Annotated in this window: 17 protein-coding genes and 2 rRNA genes; 8 read left to right on the forward strand and 11 right to left on the reverse strand. The window is 55.3% G+C overall.

Going from position 1 to position 18,296, the window contains the following annotated elements; translation table 11 throughout:
• The 4 genes from B7G54_RS34665 to B7G54_RS38845 form a co-directional block, all read left to right on the forward strand.
• Nucleotides 1-209 (forward strand): 23S ribosomal RNA (locus B7G54_RS34665); the annotation flags it as partial.
• Between the two features lie 153 nt (nucleotides 210-362).
• A 5S ribosomal RNA gene (rrf, locus tag B7G54_RS34670) occupies nucleotides 363-475 on the forward strand.
• A 325-nt stretch (nucleotides 476-800) separates the two neighbouring features.
• Nucleotides 801-2,309, forward strand: a complete 1,509-nt coding sequence (locus tag B7G54_RS34675; protein ID WP_085043215.1) for a DNA cytosine methyltransferase — start codon at nucleotides 801-803, stop codon at nucleotides 2,307-2,309.
• Nucleotides 2,306-2,809, forward strand: coding sequence for an EVE domain-containing protein (locus B7G54_RS38845; protein ID WP_133059248.1), 504 nt, complete (start codon nucleotides 2,306-2,308; stop codon nucleotides 2,807-2,809). Before B7G54_RS34675 ends, B7G54_RS38845 begins: the two co-directional genes overlap by 4 nt.
• On the opposite strand, the gene B7G54_RS34680 is transcribed toward B7G54_RS38845, so the two are convergent.
• Genes B7G54_RS34680 through B7G54_RS34685 form a run of 3 tightly spaced genes read right to left on the reverse strand, consistent with a single transcriptional unit; the run spans nucleotide 2,801 to nucleotide 4,471 of the window.
• Entirely contained in the window at nucleotides 2,801-3,223 is a 423-nt protein-coding gene (locus B7G54_RS34680) for a very short patch repair endonuclease (RefSeq protein ID WP_085043216.1), read from the reverse strand. The genes B7G54_RS38845 and B7G54_RS34680 overlap by 9 nt on opposite strands.
• Before the next feature lie 10 nt (nucleotides 3,224-3,233).
• Nucleotides 3,234-3,791, reverse strand: a complete 558-nt coding sequence (locus B7G54_RS38850; RefSeq protein ID WP_133059249.1) for a hypothetical protein — start codon at nucleotides 3,789-3,791, stop codon at nucleotides 3,234-3,236.
• A complete protein-coding gene (locus B7G54_RS34685; protein WP_085043217.1) occupies nucleotides 3,788-4,471 on the reverse strand; it encodes a SinI family restriction endonuclease in 684 nt (227 codons plus the stop codon). The genes B7G54_RS38850 and B7G54_RS34685 overlap by 4 nt, the downstream gene beginning before the upstream one ends.
• Nucleotides 4,472-5,183: 712 nt before the next feature.
• Here B7G54_RS34685 and B7G54_RS34690 point away from each other — a divergent pair.
• From B7G54_RS34690 to B7G54_RS34705, 4 genes are all read left to right on the forward strand, one after another.
• The gene (locus B7G54_RS34690; protein WP_085043218.1) at nucleotides 5,184-5,624 is read left to right on the forward strand and encodes a hypothetical protein; all 441 of its coding nucleotides are present in this window, start codon (nucleotides 5,184-5,186) and stop codon (nucleotides 5,622-5,624) included.
• Nucleotides 5,625-5,792: 168 nt separating this feature from the next.
• A complete protein-coding gene (locus B7G54_RS34695; protein ID WP_085043219.1) occupies nucleotides 5,793-7,358 on the forward strand; it encodes a recombinase family protein in 1,566 nt (521 codons plus the stop codon).
• Nucleotides 7,355-8,257: a plasmid partitioning protein RepB C-terminal domain-containing protein gene (locus B7G54_RS34700; RefSeq protein ID WP_085043220.1), complete on the forward strand. Its 903-nt coding sequence runs from the start codon at nucleotides 7,355-7,357 to the stop codon at nucleotides 8,255-8,257. Before B7G54_RS34695 ends, B7G54_RS34700 begins: the two co-directional genes overlap by 4 nt.
• Entirely contained in the window at nucleotides 8,254-9,156 is a 903-nt protein-coding gene (locus B7G54_RS34705) for a plasmid partitioning protein RepB C-terminal domain-containing protein (RefSeq protein ID WP_085043221.1), read from the forward strand. The genes B7G54_RS34700 and B7G54_RS34705 overlap by 4 nt, the downstream gene beginning before the upstream one ends.
• Before the next feature lie 68 nt (nucleotides 9,157-9,224).
• Here B7G54_RS34705 and B7G54_RS38855 read toward each other — a convergent pair whose 3' ends face one another.
• The 8 genes from B7G54_RS38855 to B7G54_RS34740 form a co-directional block, all read right to left on the reverse strand.
• Nucleotides 9,225-10,103 (reverse strand): HNH endonuclease signature motif containing protein, encoded by an 879-nt coding sequence (locus tag B7G54_RS38855; protein ID WP_133059250.1) that lies wholly within the window; start codon nucleotides 10,101-10,103, stop codon nucleotides 9,225-9,227.
• Nucleotides 10,104-10,520: 417 nt separating this feature from the next.
• The gene (locus B7G54_RS34710) at nucleotides 10,521-10,838 is read right to left on the reverse strand and encodes a helix-turn-helix domain-containing protein (protein ID WP_085043222.1); all 318 of its coding nucleotides are present in this window, start codon (nucleotides 10,836-10,838) and stop codon (nucleotides 10,521-10,523) included.
• Nucleotides 10,839-11,854: 1,016 nt separating this feature from the next.
• Entirely contained in the window at nucleotides 11,855-12,070 is a 216-nt protein-coding gene (locus tag B7G54_RS40170) for a BPSL0761 family protein (protein WP_341866407.1), read from the reverse strand.
• On the reverse strand, nucleotides 12,042-12,377 hold the full coding sequence (locus B7G54_RS34720) for a hypothetical protein (RefSeq protein WP_085043223.1): 336 nt from the start codon (nucleotides 12,375-12,377) through the stop codon (nucleotides 12,042-12,044). The genes B7G54_RS40170 and B7G54_RS34720 overlap by 29 nt, the downstream gene beginning before the upstream one ends.
• 140 nt (nucleotides 12,378-12,517) lie before the next feature.
• Entirely contained in the window at nucleotides 12,518-14,365 is a 1,848-nt protein-coding gene (locus B7G54_RS34725; RefSeq protein ID WP_085043224.1) for a TniQ family protein, read from the reverse strand.
• The gene (locus B7G54_RS34730) at nucleotides 14,362-15,348 is read right to left on the reverse strand and encodes a TniB family NTP-binding protein (protein ID WP_244289470.1); all 987 of its coding nucleotides are present in this window, start codon (nucleotides 15,346-15,348) and stop codon (nucleotides 14,362-14,364) included. Before B7G54_RS34730 ends, B7G54_RS34725 begins: the two co-directional genes overlap by 4 nt.
• A complete protein-coding gene (locus B7G54_RS34735; RefSeq protein ID WP_085043226.1) occupies nucleotides 15,345-17,375 on the reverse strand; it encodes a DDE-type integrase/transposase/recombinase in 2,031 nt (676 codons plus the stop codon). The genes B7G54_RS34730 and B7G54_RS34735 overlap by 4 nt, the downstream gene beginning before the upstream one ends.
• Nucleotides 17,372-18,142 carry a hypothetical protein gene (locus B7G54_RS34740; RefSeq protein ID WP_085043227.1) on the reverse strand — a complete coding sequence of 257 codons (771 nt, stop codon included), beginning with the start codon at nucleotides 18,140-18,142 and terminating at the stop codon, nucleotides 17,372-17,374. Before B7G54_RS34740 ends, B7G54_RS34735 begins: the two co-directional genes overlap by 4 nt.
• Nucleotides 18,143-18,296 lie beyond the last annotated feature (154 nt).

Here is an 18,296-nt window from a genome sequence, read left to right on the forward strand (position 1 = left end):
TGTCACGCCAGTGGCATCGCCGGGTAGCTATGTTCGGAAGAGATAACCGCTGAAAGCATCTAAGCGGGAAACTCGCCTTAAGATGAGATATCCCTGGGGACTAGATCCCCTTGAAGGGTCGTTCGAGACCAGGACGTTGATAGGTCAGGTGTGTAAGCGCAGTAATGCGTTCAGCTAACTGATACTAATTGCCCGTAAGGCTTGATCCTATAACAAGTCTGCCTTGTAGATCGGCGCCGTGCGAAAGCACCGGCCGCGATCCAAAGCGACAAGTTGGATTCTCGTGTGTGATACACACAACTCAAGATTACTGCTTCTTCCCAGATTGGTCGCGTTGCGAAGCAACGTGACAACCCTCTTTGCCTGATGACCATAGCGAGTCGGTCCCACCCCTTCCCATCCCGAACAGGACCGTGAAACGACTCTACGCCGATGATAGTGCGGATTCCCGTGTGAAAGTAGGTAATCGTCAGGCTCCCTCGAGGGGCAGGGTATCAATTCTCCACGATTGCCTTAACTGGATCCAAATAGCAATCGCATCCTATCGATATACAAATAGGAGCACTAATTATTTCGCCAATTCCTAGAAGGTCACCGTCGCTGCGGCTGAAACCATTTCAAGGATATCGAGAGAGGTGGCGGAACGAGTGCCTAGAGGCGGGTGGTGGTGAGGTTGCTAGCTGGTGGTCTTGCCATAGCGATCGAATGTTGCCCGGAGCGCACATTTTGAGATCGCACGAACGCGACTGTCTATGCTACATTGCTGCGGGTATTGATTTTGTTTCGAGGACGACGCGCAAATGATACCCGACGCATTGACAGCAAAGGAAGCCGCAGAGCGCATTGGCATATCAGAGCAACGTGTCCGTACCTTGCTACGCAACGGTGCCATAAATGGTCGCCAGGTCGGCAAGCAGTGGCTTACGACAGAAAGCGCGGTTTCGGCTTACCTGCAAGATGGCGGGGCAAAGCCGCCTGAAGATCGCAAACGTAAGTTAGGCCCCCTTCCTAGGCTGAAGGCGCTCTCATTTTTTTCTGGTGCGATGGGCCTGGATCTGGGCCTTGAGAAGGCAGGTATCCATGTTTTGCTTGCGTGTGAGGTCGATAAGACGTGCCGGCGTACGATTACGGCTAATCGACCGGATATTGCGTTGCTTGGCGATGTTTGGAAATACGATGCGCAACAGATACGTGAAGCTGCTGGGCTAGGCCCAGGTGATGACGTCGACGTCATGGTCGGTGGTCCCCCATGCCAGGCCTTTTCCACGGCAGGTGCACGACGCGGGTTTCACGATGAGCGCGGCAACGCGCTGTTGCGCTACATCGACCTTATTCTTGAGGTGCGTCCGCGATTTGCCGTGATCGAGAACGTTCGAGGATTGTTGTCTGCACCCATGGTACATACGCCCCATTCGGAGCGCGGTTCAGATTGGAGGCCGGATCCCGAGGAGTGCGCAGGGGGTGCCCTTATGCACGTCGTTAGCATGCTTCGCTCAGGTGGCTATGGAGTGTCGTTTAATCTCTATAACGCTGCAAACTTTGGGGTACCTCAGTCACGTGAGCGAGTAATTATCCTTTGTTCTCGGGATGGTGAGCGGCTGCCACATCTGGTTCCAACTCACTCAGAGAGTGGCGCATTTGGACTGCCGAAATGGCGGACATTGCGTGACGCGCTTGAGGGGGGGAACGTGACAGCTAGTGACCACGAAGAATTTCCGGAGGAGCGCCTGCGTTTTTATCGGATGCTTGGCCCCGGCCAGTACTGGAAGCACCTACCTAAGCATCTTCACCGCGAGGCACTTGGTGGATCCCTCGATTCCGGAGGTGGAAAGACGGGATTTCTGCGTCGTTTGGCTTGGGATAAACCGTCTTGTACGCTGGTAACGTCACCGACAATGCCCGCTACCGATATTTGCCATCCAACGGAAGACAGGCCGCTATCTGTGCAGGAGTATGCACGAATCCAGCAGTTCCCAGACGACTGGGTGTTTTGTGGTTCCCTTTCGGATCGCTATAAGCAAATCGGTAACGCTGTTCCGGTGGGACTAGGTGAGGCGGTGGGGCGCGCTATCCTTGACCATATCGACGGTCGTTCGAAGGCCCCGCCCATCGGATTTCGCTTCAGCCGTTATAAGGATACCGACGACGTTTCGTGGGAAATGCGAACGCGTACCGCCATGGATTTGGACAACATTTCGGAGGTGAGCGTTGAGCAATCTGCTATGCTGACGCAGCCTAAGCCTGCACGCCGGAAAAAGAAGAAACTAGAAGACCAACAACTTGCTCTTTTCTCGACAGAAATGGTGTGAAAATGGTACGAGGAAAAACGGCCTTCATTCTTATTGCATCCAAGGCTGAACTTCTTGATGGCGGAGTCATCCACGCGGAAGAATTGGCTCGCCGCAGATTGAACGCTGGCAAGTGGGGACTTTATATCAATACCCCGCATAAGGCAGAGATCAGACCGGGTGACGCACTTATCGTCTATCTCGCAGGTCCCGGAGGTCAGCGTTTTATTGCTGCAGCGGAGGCAGGCGAGGTCGATTTCAAGGATCGTAGCTATCAAGCCGATGGCGATGCTCTTACGAATCCGCCCGCTGCGGTACTGTCGCTTCATTCAACGGAATTTTTCCCGATACCATTGCCAATTGCCAGAGTAAAGGATCGGTTGGAATTTTTTCCAAAAAATAATCCTAAATGGGGGTGTGTGTTTCAGCGAGGGGTAAAGCGCATTTCTGTTGAAGATGCTATGCTAATACTTGAGGAGGCTGGATCGCTAAAAAAATATCTGACGGAATGGTTAGCCTAAACGGTTAATAAGGGCACGTCGTATTCGTGCTGCGACAGCGTCGGCGTCTCCAAGAGAATGTTCCCAGAAACTAAGTACACGCCAACTAAGACGCCGCAATTGGCGAGCTACTTTTGCATCTCGCTTTCTGTTGCGGGCGATTTTTTCTCGCCAATACTCGACATTGCTCCTAGGCTCTTTATAGCAACGTGGGCAGCCGTGCCAGAAGCATCCGTGAACGAATACAGCTACATGACCTACTGGAAATGCGAAATCTGGCGAGCCTGGAAGTTTCATATGGCGGCGCCAGCCTGATATTTTCTGGGAACGGAGAATTTTCACCATTCTCCGCTCGGTGGATATGTTATCTCGCCCGCGTATGGCGGACATGATTCGGGAGCGCTGTGGCGTTGTGGGCAAGTTGAAGGATCCCATGACGTATAACCTAGAATGCGCCCTTTTGTGTTTCCGTCAAGAAAAGTGCATCGAAGCGCCGAATATCAAGTAGGAACGATGATTTTGCATTTCTATCGGATGGATCCGTTCGGCGAGCATAATGATGTTCTGGAACACCATTATCTATCATAGCAGAAACCTCATGAAATGGAAGAGTGAAAATTCCACCGAGGTAATCTACTTGGATATCTCTGTATTGTGTTTGTGCCCAATCTATCCAAAAGTATATGGCAATTTCTGGATAGAGTGAGTTGTAGCGATCGTAATCCTTTCGGTTGAAGGTAACGGTAAAGCGCGGATCCATTCCGTAGCGTCCTGCTGTAAAGAATGGTGTATTCTGCGTTTTTAGATCGGCTAGAACTCCAGAAACTAATAAATCAGGTGCGGTATTGTCGTGGGATTTCTGTGGGTTGATTTCGGCATCGATGTTTAGTTTGTTGCGGCAGATTTGAACGAACTGATCTTCTAGTAATTGTCCGTGGATATACCACCACGCTCTATCTTCGGTGTCGTGCGATATTCTCGTGTTTCGGTGATTATTGATCATTGTCGATGCACCCGAAGATAGTTTTCGACGAATTTTTTGAATTCATCTTCATTAATAATTTTTCGGAATTCGGTGTCCGGAAATGCTCCCCAGTTTGTTCTTTCTACTCTAGAAAAACTTCGATGCCATTTCTCAATCGGTGTTCCGTTGCGTATTGCGGAGGACGATGAGTTTTCTGAATTGTCGCGATTTTTTACCTGGATAAGTCTTGGTTCGCCATTGACGTCGATCGATGGTTTAATAAAATCCACTGATTTTACAATTGATCCTGAGCACCACACCCAACCCTTCGGTTCTAGAACGGAAGCTAGATATCTCTCGAGGAGATGTCCGACCATATTTTCCGCGCCCATGGATAGAAGGTGCTCGTGCTTTATACGCTCGGCGTCATCTTGATTGATGTTGAAGTACGATACGAGTATGACCGATACCATTGCATCGGGAATGGTTTTAGGGGCCTGCGGAGTTCTCGGTCGTCGCTCATTTGAGAATACAGTCGCCAATCGACGAATATATTCGGGTGACCCAACTGGTGGAGCCTTGGCGCCCTTAAACACTATTGCCATGTCAGGCTGACTAATAAGAAACCTGATAACAGTTGCAAATTTTTCGGTGAGCGTGTAGTCATGCTGCTGCATCGCTTCGTGGGCGATGTCAAGCGTGTTTGCGACGAATGTCATTGTAATTCTCCTTCAGCGAACGAAACTTTAACGCAGAGCGTATGCCGCGTACACCCCCTTATTAAGAAGATTGTTGACACTGTAGATTTTTTTGCCAAAAAAAACCCAATTCCTCGAGATTGGAGAAATTGGGCTCTTTCTAAAAGATCTAAATAGCTTTTTTGGAATGCGTGGTAGACCGTATTGATTTTAAGGGGAGAGAATGATATGCGGATTAGGGTGGGTAGCCTACCAACCACGCATCCTTGGAGCTAGAGCGCGACGTGTAGAAAGACTCATATCGCGAGAAATCGCGCCTTATGGAATAAGGATTCTGAGCAGAGAGCGGACCCATAATCAGAGAAAGTGGACGCATAAATCGAGAAGAACCGTCCAGGCCACCTCGGACTTGTGCCTGAGCTTGTGACGGGACGGGTCCTATCCCACAAGCATCGCTCCCTCAGGTTCGTACAAGGTACCGCAAAAAACTGCGCGTCCGGCAAGGCAATTTAAGCGATTTGTGCTGGCGGACGAAGCCTCTCCTTGCACGCCGGCAGTCAAGAAATGTCCAAGTTTCGGAGACCGGCCTACAAACACGCCAAGCAAATCACGCTGGCCGATTAACGAAGCAGCTACTGAATAAGCCCCTCTCTATCTCGGCCCGCGCCGGTGCCGTCGGTGGCTGGTCGAGGCGCCGGCGTCCGCTCGTCGCAACCTGGCCTGGAGGGCACTCATGAAATCGCCACGCCTCTGTCTCGCCTGTGGCACCGCGTTCGTGCCGCTGCCGCACGTTCCCCGTCAGCGCTATTGCTCATCGGAATCCTGCCAGCGAGCCCGTCGACGTGACTGGCAGAACCACCGGCTCCGTATCGACAGCGACTATCGCGACAACCAGGCACGGGCGCAGGCCAGATGGTGCGCGGGGCACGGCTACTGGCGCGAATATCGAGCCTCGCATTCGGCGTATCGCGAGCGCAATAGCAGCATGCAGCAGACGCGCAACGAACGGCGGAATTTCAGGCCGATTGCAAAGATGGACGTGTCAGGGCGTCCGCAGTCCCTAGGCTCGGGCTTCTACGTCCTGTGCCACGCGGATGACGCCAACGTTGCAAAGATGGACGCGTGGACCGTCCATATAACCGTGCTGTCTGCGCCGACGGCGCCGCCGGTCTGATTGCAAAGAGATGACGTGTTACGCGTAGGCGTCCGGCCTGCTACCTTTGCCTTGTCACCGTTCGCTTTAGAGCGCCACGCCCCGATTTGAGGACGCGGCGTTCGCATTCGGGCTTCTCCCTGCGCATGGTGCCTGCTGCGTGTCTGTGTCTGAGTTGTGGAGCGGAGAATGTCATTCAACAGCGCAGGTGCACCAAGCGTAGCCAGCTCCCTGGCAGGACGGGCAGCTGAGTACGTCCGCATGTCCACGGAACACCAACAGTATTCGACTGAGAATCAGCGCGACCGGATTCGAGACTACGCAACCCGTCGCGGATTCGACATCGTGCGCACATATGCCGATGAAGGGAAAAGCGGTCTTCGAATCGACGGTCGCCAAGCACTTCAGAATCTCATTTCCGATGTGACGAATGGGAAGGCTGATTTCTGCATAATCCTCGTCTATGACGTGAGTCGTTGGGGCAGATTCCAGGATGCCGACGAGAGTGCGTACTACGAATACATTTGCCGCCGTGCGGGAATTCAGGTTGCGTACTGCGCCGAGCAGTTCGAGAACGACGGGTCGCCAGTCTCGACCATTGTGAAGGGGGTGAAGCGCGCAATGGCCGGCGAGTACAGCCGAGAACTGTCTGCGAAGGTGTTTGCCGGCCAGTGTCGTTTGATTGAAAAGGGTTTCCGGCAAGGAGGCCCAGCAGGCTATGGGTTGCGTCGAGTATTGGTCGACGAGCACGGTCTCATGAAAGCGGAGCTGCGTCGAGGCGAACATAAAAGCCTGCAGACGGACAGGGTTGTCCTGATGCCGGGGCCGGAAAGCGAGGTGCGAATCGTCAATTTAATCTATAACTGGTTTATCGACGAATCGCTCGACGAATACGAGATTGCAGCTCGCCTTAACGGTATGAATGTGCGCACTGACCTTGACCGCGAGTGGACGCGGGCGACGGTACGGGAGGTATTGACCAACGAAAAATACATTGGCAATAACGTATACAACCGAGTGTCATTCAAGCTGAAAAAGATGCGTGTGATGAACACCCCCGACATGTGGATTCGAAAGGAGGGAGCATTTCAGGCACTTGTTCCGAGCGAAACCTTCTATACCGCTCAGGGCATCATGAGAGCGAGAGCACGTCACTACTCAAATGAGGAGTTAATTGAGCGATTGCGCAACCTGTACCGTGCCCGCGGATTCCTGTCTGGCGTGGTGATTGACGAAACAGACGGCATGCCTTCTACGTCGGTCTATGTTTATCGCTTTGGCAGTTTAATCCGTGCCTATCAGACTGTCGGTTTCACTCCTGGTCGAGACTATCGTTACATTGAGACCAATCGCTTCTTGCGACAATTGCATCCAGAAATTGTCGCGCAGACGGAGAAGAAAATAGCCGATTTGGGCGGCACGATGATACGCGACACCGCAACCGACCTACTGACAGTGAACGACGAGTTCACAGCGTGTATTGTGCTCGCACGGTGCCAGGCGCATGGCAATGGCCGAAATCATTGGAAGGTGCGCTTCGATACGAGTCTTCTGCCGGACATCACCGTTGCGGTTCGGCTCGACCAGGCGAACGCATCGACGCTCGACTACTACCTGTTGCCGCGTCTCGATTTTGTGCAACCGCGTATTCATCTCGCCGACCAAAATCCAATCGAGTTCGAGAGCTATCGCTTTGACACGTTGGACTACTTGTATGGAATGGCCGAGCGCGCTCGTCTCAGGAGAGTAGCGTGAACTCGCGACAGCAGCCTGGAGAAATTCGGATGATTCCGGTCTCTCAGATTGAAGTCATTAATCCGAGAGAGCGCAATGGTCGGGTCTTCAACGAAATCGTCGACAATATCAAGACCATCGGCCTGAAGAAACCTATCCTGGTCACTCCGCGAGTGACGGCTACGGGCATAGAAAAATACCTGCTTGTATGTGGCGAGGGGCGATTGAAGGCATTTCGCACGCTAGGGGAAGCGACTATTCCCGCACTCGTGGTGCATGTGAGCGACGAGGATGCGTACGTAATGAGTCTGACGGAAAACATCGCGCGCAGACAATGTCGGCCCATCGAGCGGCTTGCCGGCATTCGGCTACTGCAGGAGCAGGGTTATGCGCCGAAAGTCATTGCCGAAAAAACGGGTCTTACATCGACCTACGTTCACGGCATCCTCACGCTATTGCACCAGGGAGAAGAGCGACTTGTCGTTGCAGTGGAGAAAGGCCTCGTTCCCCTCAATGCGGCTCTCATGATTGTTGGTGCCGGCGACGACGACGCTGAAATACAGGCAGCGCTCCAAGAGGCCTATGAGTCGGGAAAATTGCGGGGCAAGCAACTGATGAGTGCTCGCCGCGTCATCGAGCGCAGAAAAGCACTCGGAAAGAGCACCGCGCACAATATGTCGAGCAAGTCCGCCGCCGTCACGACGTCGAGCCTCGTGCGGACGTATGAACGCGAGGTCGAGCGTCAGAAGTCGATGGTGAGAAAAGCGGAGTTCGCGCAGCAACGGTTGTTATTTGTGGTCGGCGCATTGCGGCAACTGTTTGCCGACGAGAACTTCGTTAACCTGTTGCGCGCGGAGGGACTGGCAAGTCTGCCGAAGTATCTTGCCGAACGCGTCTGGCCAAGCGGGAGTGCCACATGACAGGCGTAATTCTTGGGTTCATCCCCGAGCCATTGTCGCTGCCGGTCACCGGCATCTTGCCTTCGCGCAGAGTACCGACACCCGTGGTTGAATCGCGAAAATTCAAGCAGATAAAAGCCTCCATTGAGGAGGTGGGCCTTATCGAACCGCTCTCGGTAACGCCGGTGAACCAGTCGTCGGGGCAGCACATCCTGCTAGACGGGCATCTACGTTTGCGTGCTATCCAGGAGTTGGGCCACGAGCAGGTTGCTTGTCTTGTCGCGACCGACGACGAGAGCTACACCTATAACAATCGTGTCAACCGCCTCTCCACAGTGCAGGAGCATCACATGATTCGGCGAGTGATTGACCGAGGCGTATCACCCGAACGATTGGCGAAGGCTCTTTCCGTCAATGTGTCGCAGATAGTGAAGAAGATGTCATTGCTCGACGGCATTTGTCCGGAAGCGGCTGAGCTTCTGGGAGACCGGCAATTCTCGCCAGAGCTTGTCCGTGCGCTTCGCAAAATGAAACCTACGCGGCAGGTCGAATGCGTTGAACTGATGGTGGCTGCGAACAACGTGTCGGTCGCCTACGCAGAGGCATTGTTGGTGGCAACGCCTGCAGCGCGTCTTGTGGGTGAAAAGAAGCCACGAAAACTCAACGGTGTTAGCCCGGAGCAGATGGCCAGAATGGAGCGAGAGATGAGCAATCTGCAGGCACAGTACAAGCTCGTGGAACAGACATACGGCCAGGACGTGTTGAATTTGGTGCTCGCAAAGGGATATCTGGCCAAGCTCCTCGAAAACGAATCTGCTCGGCAATACGTTGCGCAACACCATCCTGACTTGATGGTGGAGTTCGAATCTATTATTGCAACCATTTCTCTCGACCAGCAGCAAGTCAACGCGGTCCTCTAGTCAAACAGGGACCATCAGCTCAAGGCGACAACTTTCGGCCCTTTTGCAAGACACAAACTGCTTTCGCCTCACGACTTCAGATGAAACCTGCGGTCGGCGGCAGTTACGGGATAGAATTCTCCCAGCAGTCGGTCTCGTGGGTCGAACTTCGGACTTGTACCAATCGGGGAAACGAGTACGTGCGTTCTAAATTGTTCTTTTTTTATTGACCTGACCATTCCGAATAAGACCTGCTTTGTAGGCGAGTCACGGTGATAGTGGATACTCCGACTCGTGCTGCTCAGGCAGAACCATGGGTCATATGGAAATTCCACTAACACATCTCTCGTCTGTGCCCTTGCCATCATCATTGATTCTTCGTTTCCCTCGGACTCTTTGTCTGGGGTGTAGAAGAAGTCTAGCTTTACAGATATAAAATCTCCATTCGTGACCAATTCCGTCAAAAGCTTGGGTTCGTTCAGATAAGGCGTGATATCTAGGACCGCCCTATTTCGTGCCAGCAATTCAATCAGTTGAGTGATGTAGGCGGCGAGGTAGATTTGCTTGTCGCCACTTACAAAGTACCCTCCGTTGTCGCGGGGCGCCTGCCAGTTCTCGTCGACGAAATGTCCATGTTCATTCAGAATTCCAAGTTCGGTCAATCTCTCGCGCGCCAGACCCGTCGGAAAATCGGGGAATTCAAGCGTGCTTTGCAGAACACGACGAAAGTTTACCCAGTCCCAGCGTGCTTCATAAATCCGCCTGGCCGCAGACTCGAGAATCCACCGCTCAATGGATTCGCAAGATTTCTCCCATTTCTTTTTGTAATTTATTATGCGCTCAGGCGTCAAATTCTGCTCCAACTCAAAGTTGGCGTGAGCTTTTGAGTGGTGTGCCGTGCACAATGCGGCAAGATTGGAGATATCATGGTTTTTGGAAATGCTATATTTTTTGATGTGATGAATCACGACCCCAAGTCCCCGCTTTCTGCAAACGCAACATAGCTCGAGATTGCTCGCGAGCACCTGCCGTAGTGTTTTTTCTGGTACAGGTGTTCGTCGCTTATTCAATGACGAGATGACCGATTCGGGCAAGCCCAACTGCATGAGCTTCGATGCGGACAAATTCCGTAAATCTTCTATCGAGTACCTAACCGATAGATTTGCGGCAACTCGAGTGTCACATCCTATGCCAACAAGATAATAAAATGTTGCGTTGGGGGCGTGCAAAGTAGAAGTAATTTCCATATTGCTCGATAGATTTATTGGAGCAACATTAATCGGTGAATTAAAATAATCGATGTCGTTGCGAATCTTGGATGTGTACCCGATTTTCACATAAGTTTCTGGGTAATGCGCGGAAAAACAATCTGATGTCAGGCGCTATCATGTCGCTTGTGACGGCGGCTTTCGCCGAGGTTTACTAGCGCGCTGTCTCGGAATCGCATGCCTGGTCATCATCACAGGATTGATAGTTGGGATGGGGGCAATCAGCTCGAGCCAGGACTCGCGGCCCAAGGTGCGTACGACCTCGATAAGCGTATGCAAGGACGAACCGTTTCCGCTCTCGAGATTCCGGAGCGAACGTACGCTGATGCCTGCTCGTGCCGCCAGCGTCGCTTGGTCAAGATTTCGATGAAGGCGCAGCGTTCTCAAGCTATCGCCCAACTCGATTTCCCACTCCTGGACCGTTCGGATGCGCATCGTTGATTTCCCACGTGAATTGTCGCGTCAACCATGCGTCAAATTATAGGCAATATTTTGCCGATTGAACTGGAAATCTTCAGTTAATGGGCAAGATATTGCCTTTTGTGGTGAGCCAATTAACCGAGGCCAGATGGACACAGCCTGCGCTGATTGCTCCTCTCCGGAACGTCCGTTCGTCGGAGCCCGGATGCAAGTGCGGAAGTCATGCGTCTACTCGGGGCGCTGAACGGCACGGGATGAGCACCTGCGCTCCGTATATCGCCCGCGAGCGTCATGTTGGACCGTTCATAAAAACCAATTCACGCTATAAAGACTTCGTTTTCGATAAGAAGTTTTTATGTGACGTGTTCCTGGGGGGCGGCCCTCGGAGACCCCTATACCGTTCTGCATTGCATTCGCGCTTGCCCGCCGAGTCATCGAGCCGCCGGGCAGGAGTGCCGCCCAACCCGCCTGGTTGGCTTCGGCCGCACGATGCAATGCCGCTTGCGTGAACGGGGGAATCCACCGGCAGCGCGCAGGGGAAAGCCGAGACTGCGGGGATAGCGTCTGAGATATCGGCAACGGGATGGCGAAGCTAGCGTCCCGGAGGGCGCGTATAGGCTGGCGGGCGAGGCGGCTCCATACCGGTGACAATGTGGGTGGAGAGGTCGAGTGGAAGGTTCTCCCGGGCATTGGTGCCGTAGGGAGGGCTGGGCTCAGCCTCACCACCCAGCGACTCAGACCCACGGATATGCTCAAGGCTGAGCCGCTTTGGGATAGTCGCAATCGTTGTGAAACGAGCGGCAGCCGCTACCTGCTGTGTTGCCGATGTGACGCAGGTAGACCGCAAAAGACTACCTTCATCGTCTATCAGAGCAGGTAGCGCCCCTCAGCCGATGATTTTGTCCCATGCCCTATCAACTGCAGATGCCTTTCGCTGGCAGCACGTTCTTCAGGGCAAGTCATCACCGTATCGAGCGCGTCCTGCATTGCTCTCGCAGTCGGCCCCACTGCCGACCGCCCTCGTCTGCACTTCATCGGTGCTGAGGTGCGGCCCAGAGTCCGGGCAATGCTGCTGCCGAAACCCCTAGGTCGACATCGAGCGGGTAGTGCCGAAGCAACCGTACAGCGATTGCTTGAACTGCACTACGGCTAGCGAGGTCGTCGCAAGAGGCAAGCAGCTTCAGGAGCTCGCGCGTCTCAATGACGGCTTTCGTACGTTCATACGGGGTCGTCATCATCACCTCCATCAAGCAGGCGTTCAGTGACGTCGGTGTATGACGTCACCTCGTTCAGTTCGCACCATCTTTTCCAGATGTACTCGCCATCGAGCGACCAGCCTTTCTTGCCGACCAGTTCGTAAACGCGTCCCGATTGAGTCACCCCCTGCAAACTGACCCGGTCGAACGTCAAAATCTGAGAGCTGACTCGTCCCGACGAGTCCAGCATATCCACGCCAACAAAATGTCGGCTCCCATTCTGCGTTTCGAATATGCACCATCGAGATAACGAAATCTTCGGCAGTTCGGACGCGGGGCGTGGTTTCCAGATGGGCATCGCAGTCTCCTAGTGGTGGAAAGTCACATCCTTCTGCTCAGTCACTTGGACCGGGCTGCACTACGTGAGAGTCGAACCACGTCCCGAACGGCGCTTACATCGCCGCTTGAAGCACACTGTCGGTTCGACGTATCGCTTTCTTATTGCGCCAACGATGCAGGAACAAACAGGTCGTGCCCAGCTCTTGCTCCGATAACGGCTAACTGGCCGAGGTCAGCGATACAAATCAGGGCGCCCCGCATTGCGCCATCAGGAAGCCGTTTCGCACCGACCAGTTCGACGCGGGGCAGCAGGCGCGACAACGCCGACGACGTCGTACCCATGGCACGCGCCAGGTCCGCCAGCGGGACGTAGGTCTGCCTGAACGCCAGCAACTGGTGCGGTAGCACGACGTGGCAAGGTTGGCCGCGTCGTTGAATCGACACGGACGCGAGTAATCCTTCGTCCACCCAATGCTGAATGGACTCCCATTTCCAGCCGGTCGCTTTCGCGAGCTGCTGAATCGACATGCCGGATTCGAGCAGCGGCGTACCGAAATACTGCGACACGTCAGCCATCAAGAAGGACAATTCGCCCAGTGTCGGAGCGTGCTTGATGGCTTTCACGTTGCCGTTTGCGATGGCCTGCATCAGCGATTCGATAGCCCGCTGGTCACCCATACGTCGGCTGGTCATTTCCGCCCACGTGAGCGTCGAATCATCGGCAATGGCAGCAGGTTCGACCCGCTGGTCGACCCGCTCGTACAAATCCAGTATGGATTGGTGCTCGACCGGGCCGCCCTTCATCAGGTCTTCCCGCCAGCGGACGTCTGACCGGATTACACCCGCTGCTTTCATGCGTTTGAGTACGGCAGGTGGAACGCCCGCGACTTCACAGGCGTCCCTATCGGAAATCCATTCAGCGCGTTGTTGTTGGATGCGTTCGACTTCAGCGCACGGAATTTCGAATAACTGACCACGCGTGCCGGTGCGCCGTGCACGGTGCTCGCACTCGCCGGCAAGAATGGAGCCATGGAGGCGTGAAACGCTGACGCCGATGGCCTTTGCGGCGTCCGGCGCACGCATGTATCCAGTCGCATCCTCGGCTATTGCCTTGGCCGAATCCAGGCCCAAGACGCAATCGGACTTCTGGGCCGCGACATCGATGATGATTTGCAACAGGGGCTCGAGCTTCGTGCCCTGGCATACCTTGCGCAAATTTACGTACCAGTCGCCCAGCAATGTGTTCAGCGTGCGTGCGTCCTTGCGGCCGGCGGCAATGCGTTGCTCGACGTGATGCCGGAAACCGGTTGGCCAGTCGGCTAGCAAGGATTCGAGCGGCGAGAGATATTCGACCGCCTCCGTGACGAATTTCGGTAATGCCGCGCTGCGCGGCAACCCAGGGTGCGTCGGGGCCGCATGTTGACAGAGTGTACGGATAACCTTCACCAGCACATTGATGTCCACGTCGTGCAGAGAGGGTTTCGCGCTGCCAGCCTGCTGCCCGTTGCTCGCAATCAGCGTCGATAGCCACTGCTGCGCCGGGCTTGCCGGCACACGCGGCATGCTGCTCAAGTCATGACCGCACGAGCACAATCCAATGTAGAGCCGCTCCGGTGAAAGGTGCGTGCCGCACGCGTTGCACTGGTCGACCAGCAGAATTTTATGTTGCGGACATGCTGTGACATAGGCGTGTTCCCAGTGGTGTCGTAGGTAAGGCGATTCAGCCAGACACGCCGGACACACAGCATCAGATTGCGCACGGTGCAGACGTCCCCAATCCCGGCAGAGATGTTCCTGATGTCTGGTGCGTTCGGCCCATGCCGGTTCCAGGCCGAGGTTACGCGCTACATCGTCCGTACGTGTGAGCAAGGCGCGGCGATTGCGCTCGACGCCCGCCGAACTCGCGAGGTCGCGCCAATTGAAAAGCGCATTGTCTGCGGCAAGGCGTCGGTAGTAGCCCATCCCCGACTCGTCGTCCCGGGGAGCGTAGGTGAGAACGAGGCTCATTGTTTGTCTCCTGATTTTTTCCGAACTGGTATGGACGCTGCATTACTGGTCAGGACTTGAACGTATGCCTGTTTCAACGCAGCTGGCTCCACGCCTGCGTCATCGATGCCAGAATCCTGGAATGCCCGTCTGTGCGGTGACCCTGCGTGACTGACCTCTTCAAGCGCCTTTTGGCAGTCGACGTATGTAATGGCGCGCGGTGCCTCGTGTGCCATCAAGCTCGCCAGCTCACGCATGAAGTCAGCGAGGACCCCAACTAGGCCGCCGGTGAGCAAATAGCTTTGCTGCGTCAACACGCGGGCGGGCACGTCAATGGGATAGCCAGCCGCAGCGAACAGGCGCGCGTAATTCACGACACATGAGATGTAGGCAGCCATTTGGTCAGCAATGCTCGCGTCGTACGGTAGAAAATTGCGAGCAGGGCAAGCGCGGCGACGCAGCTGCTCGTTTGCTAAAAAAAGTTTCTCGAGCCGCGGAATGCCGAAGAGAATCAGCGTCATGCCGAGCGTGTCTGTTAGGGTCTTGAGCCAATCGCTAGCGGCGCGCGGAGGCACCCTAGACCCTTCATCAACGAGGTGCGATATCTCATCAAAAATCACGATACGTGTGCCGGCCAGGCGAAGCTGCGTCACCATCAAGTCGAACATCGCACCCGCTGTCATGCTGCCAGGAACCAGGATGCCCAACGCACGCAGCACACTTTTAGGAAGCAGCTTGGCCGTTGCGGATTGGGGTACCTTGACAACCAGCACGGGCACATGGCGCCGCCCATCGATACGAGTTTCAGGATAGTCACGAGACAGTTTGGCGATGAGCGAAGACTTGCCCACACCGCTCGGACCAGGAACACGAACGACTTTGGGTGCGAAGCCATTAAGCGCGTCGTCGATTCGTCGTTTGAGCGCAGTGAGATGCTCCACGAACATAGGATGAGCGAGTTCGCAGGCCTCAATGTCCCTGCGCAGTTGTTGGGCTGGCGTCACAGCAGTTTTTCTCCGGTGTTTCTGTTCACGATGTCCATCACGGGTGCGTCTTCGTACGAGATGGCATCAAACTGAAGGTCTTCCGCCGGCAGCGACGGATTGGTCGAAGGTGATGGCCCGAACGGCGCTGCCGCAGATAGCGGTCGGCCGATGGCTCGCTGGACCGCTGTTCCTTCTTTTGCGCGCCGCACGGTTTCTTGATTTTCTTCGCGCTTACCGCGGCTTCTTCGCTTTTTGGCTGTCCCGTTTTGGGTGACGGCCTCGTCCATGTCGCGCTGGAATTGCACCTTTTCGTCCGGAACTGTCCAGTCATCCATGCCCGCATCGAATCGGGCTTTGGCCTCCGAAAAAGTCCATGCCGGGGTGTCCGGGCGAACGTGTTCGTGCGTCAGCGTGACGAGCGGAAGGTCATCTCCCTCGTACACGTACGCCTGGCGGAAATCGTCCGGGTTGTAGACTATGTGGAGCTGCGCACGGTCGCCGTACCTGGCTAACAAATACGACATGGCTTCACCGCGGTACCTGAATCCATGTTCAAGCGTGATTCCCGTCTTGGCGCTCAAGACGCACTTCTTATGTTCGAACAGTGCCGCCATCCATTCACGACGTGGCGGCGGCATGGTGATGGGGTGGCCCATTTCTTCGGTCTGGTAAGTCAGGCGCTCATGGGGCGTCTTTCCCTTGACCGAGTCGACCAGCAGTTCGTCCCAACGCAGCCGGTCGAGTGGGCTGTTGACCCAATCCTCATAGAGCCACCTGACAATCCACTTCTCGAGTGCTTCGACGCTCATCAACTCGTCGCCCAGCGCCTCTGGGTCACGCATGCCGTCCTTTCCTTCGAAGCGCGTGCAGCCGGGGAGAAGCTGTAATGCCTCCTTGAGCGCTCTGTTCAGGCGCTCGATGAATGGCTTGCCTTGAGCCTCCTTCGCCTTGCAGTGTTTGACGTCCATCCCCAGTCGCTCAAGGCCGACAATTCGTCCGCCTTTGGTTTCCGGGCCGTTATCAAAAATGACTTGTGCGGGCGTGCCATAAATATTCAGCGCATGAGCGATGCCAAATTCCTGGAAGCGGGCCGCCTTGGCAGGCGTCAGGTACATTTCGAGGCATAACAGCGAATCCATCTCGCGCGGCGAACCAATGACAAGGTGCCATCCCACCGGATATCCAGTGCAGACATCAATTGCGAGCACCAGATAAGTGGTTCGGGCAATGCCATGGGGGGTGCGCACAACGAATGGCAGATGGAGGGCATCCTGCTCAATGCGGGCGAACGGGAACGCTGCCCGTATACGCTTCTTCGCGAACGACTTGCCGGCGACCCGATTGAGCGGGTCCATCCGGTCGTATTGAGCATCGACGGTCAAGCCGCGAATTGCGGCGCACACGAACTTGCGGCTGATGGCGTGCTTAGCCACATGCAGGCCTCGACGACGACCTTCACGATTGACGTATCTTGTCACGTCGAGAACCGTCCACTTGGAATCGGTGACCAGGAATTCGTTCTGGATGACCTCTTCGACGAATTCGATAAGGTCCTTCGAATACCTCGCCGTCGCATTGCCCTTGTTCTTGTCCCCCTTGAGGACCGGAAGGCCGAGCAGTTGATTGCAGTGAGCTCGGTACAAGGTTGCGCGCGAAGGAAACGAGCGAACGGGCTTGTCACCGTTTTCCATCAGATAAGCTTCGCGGGCCAGCGGAATCGCTGCGTTAAACGACAAGCCGCGTTGGTCACGGATGGCATCAATACGCCGCAGTGTGTCGTTCAGCAGGCAGACCTTGCCGTGCAATTCCGGATTGTCGTACTGGGCGGCAATGCTGACGCGTGGCATTCCCTTTCGATGCAGGACCAGCCTGCCTTCCGAAATCTGTGCGCGGATGTCATCGTATTTGACGTAGAGGGCTTCACTTTTCTCGACATCGAATAGCTGGATGGCGCCGGCGTGGAGGCGACCATCTATCACCTCGAAGTAGCTGTCCGTTTTCCCGGGAAGCGCCAACTTGTCTCCGGCACGCAGGTCGGACATCATGACCGCAGCTCCTCAATCAAATAGAGGTGGCTCAGGTCACCATATGCGGCCGACAGTTCGAGCGTCGCGCAGATGTGGTGATGCGCGAGGTCTGCTTGCAGTACACCGACAGCGAGCAATGACGGAATCAGGCCCGTCGGAATCTCGAGGTCGGCGCACAGTGCACGCTGCAGCGCCGGACCGGATTCGCAATAGCGTTCGACCCGGTCAATGATGTCCGCCGTCAGGTGTTCGTGGGCCCGAGCTATCGCCGGCTTCAACAGTTGGGCGTTGACAACGGCCGGGTGCCACTCATCCGCGGGCACGACCACCGTGGAGAGCGGATAGCAGTACGCCTCCATGATTTCCCGGGCTCGCTCGACCTTGGCCCAGTACCGCTCATCGCCCTCGAAGCCCTGCAGTTTGACCTCGTATGCACGCTGCAGGCCGTCGGCCTGAACAGTGGCGAAGTCAGGCGTGTACTCGACCTCCCCGGCGCGACCGCTGCGCATCTTGCGTGCTTCGGATAGTTCCTCACGCGTAAACAGCAACCGTTCACCGACCAGGTCGACGGTGAACGGTTGCTGTCTGAAAGAGCGCACGCGCGGGTCAATGCACAGCATGTGCGCTACCAGACGTTCCGCGTCGGATTCGACGGTGATGTGGCCGTCGGCCTTCTCGGCATAGGTGCCGATTCGGGCCTTGCCATACGCACGGGCCGTAAGTCGGACGCCGGCGTTCGCAGCACTCCGGCGACTACGGACGCCATAGGACGGTGCGCTCCTCATTTCGCATCTCCGGCCGGCGCGCGCAATCGGCTGCTGGCCTGGCTGGTCGTGCGGGATGCCGCTGCGGTCCGTCGGGCCGGTGAGTTGGGGTGTAAAGATTTTGTCAGCATTCTGTCCTCGCAAAAATGGCTTGCTAAGGACGTGTAGCGCTGCC

Origin of the sequence: Burkholderia puraquae (genome assembly GCF_002099195.1) — a bacterium.
Classification (GTDB): Bacteria; Pseudomonadota; Gammaproteobacteria; order Burkholderiales; family Burkholderiaceae; genus Burkholderia; species Burkholderia puraquae.

Coding starts and splice junctions, on each gene's coding strand:
- B7G54_RS34675 (WP_085043215.1), top strand. CDS start 801: ATGATACCCGACGCATTGACAGCAAAGGAAGCCGCAGAGCGCATTGGC.
- B7G54_RS34680 (WP_085043216.1), bottom strand. CDS start 3,223: ATGGGATCCTTCAACTTGCCCACAACGCCACAGCGCTCCCGAATCATG.
- B7G54_RS38850 (WP_133059249.1), bottom strand. CDS start 3,791: ATGATCAATAATCACCGAAACACGAGAATATCGCACGACACCGAAGAT.
- B7G54_RS34685 (WP_085043217.1), bottom strand. CDS start 4,471: ATGACATTCGTCGCAAACACGCTTGACATCGCCCACGAAGCGATGCAG.
- B7G54_RS34690 (WP_085043218.1), top strand. CDS start 5,184: ATGAAATCGCCACGCCTCTGTCTCGCCTGTGGCACCGCGTTCGTGCCG.
- B7G54_RS34695 (WP_085043219.1), top strand. CDS start 5,793: ATGTCATTCAACAGCGCAGGTGCACCAAGCGTAGCCAGCTCCCTGGCA.
- B7G54_RS34705 (WP_085043221.1), top strand. CDS start 8,254: ATGACAGGCGTAATTCTTGGGTTCATCCCCGAGCCATTGTCGCTGCCG.
- B7G54_RS34710 (WP_085043222.1), bottom strand. CDS start 10,838: ATGCGCATCCGAACGGTCCAGGAGTGGGAAATCGAGTTGGGCGATAGC.
- B7G54_RS40170 (WP_341866407.1), bottom strand. CDS start 12,070: ATGGAGGTGATGATGACGACCCCGTATGAACGTACGAAAGCCGTCATT.
- B7G54_RS34720 (WP_085043223.1), bottom strand. CDS start 12,377: ATGCCCATCTGGAAACCACGCCCCGCGTCCGAACTGCCGAAGATTTCG.
- B7G54_RS34725 (WP_085043224.1), bottom strand. CDS start 14,365: ATGAGCCTCGTTCTCACCTACGCTCCCCGGGACGACGAGTCGGGGATG.
- B7G54_RS34735 (WP_085043226.1), bottom strand. CDS start 17,375: ATGATGTCCGACCTGCGTGCCGGAGACAAGTTGGCGCTTCCCGGGAAA.
- B7G54_RS34740 (WP_085043227.1), bottom strand. CDS start 18,142: ATGAGGAGCGCACCGTCCTATGGCGTCCGTAGTCGCCGGAGTGCTGCG.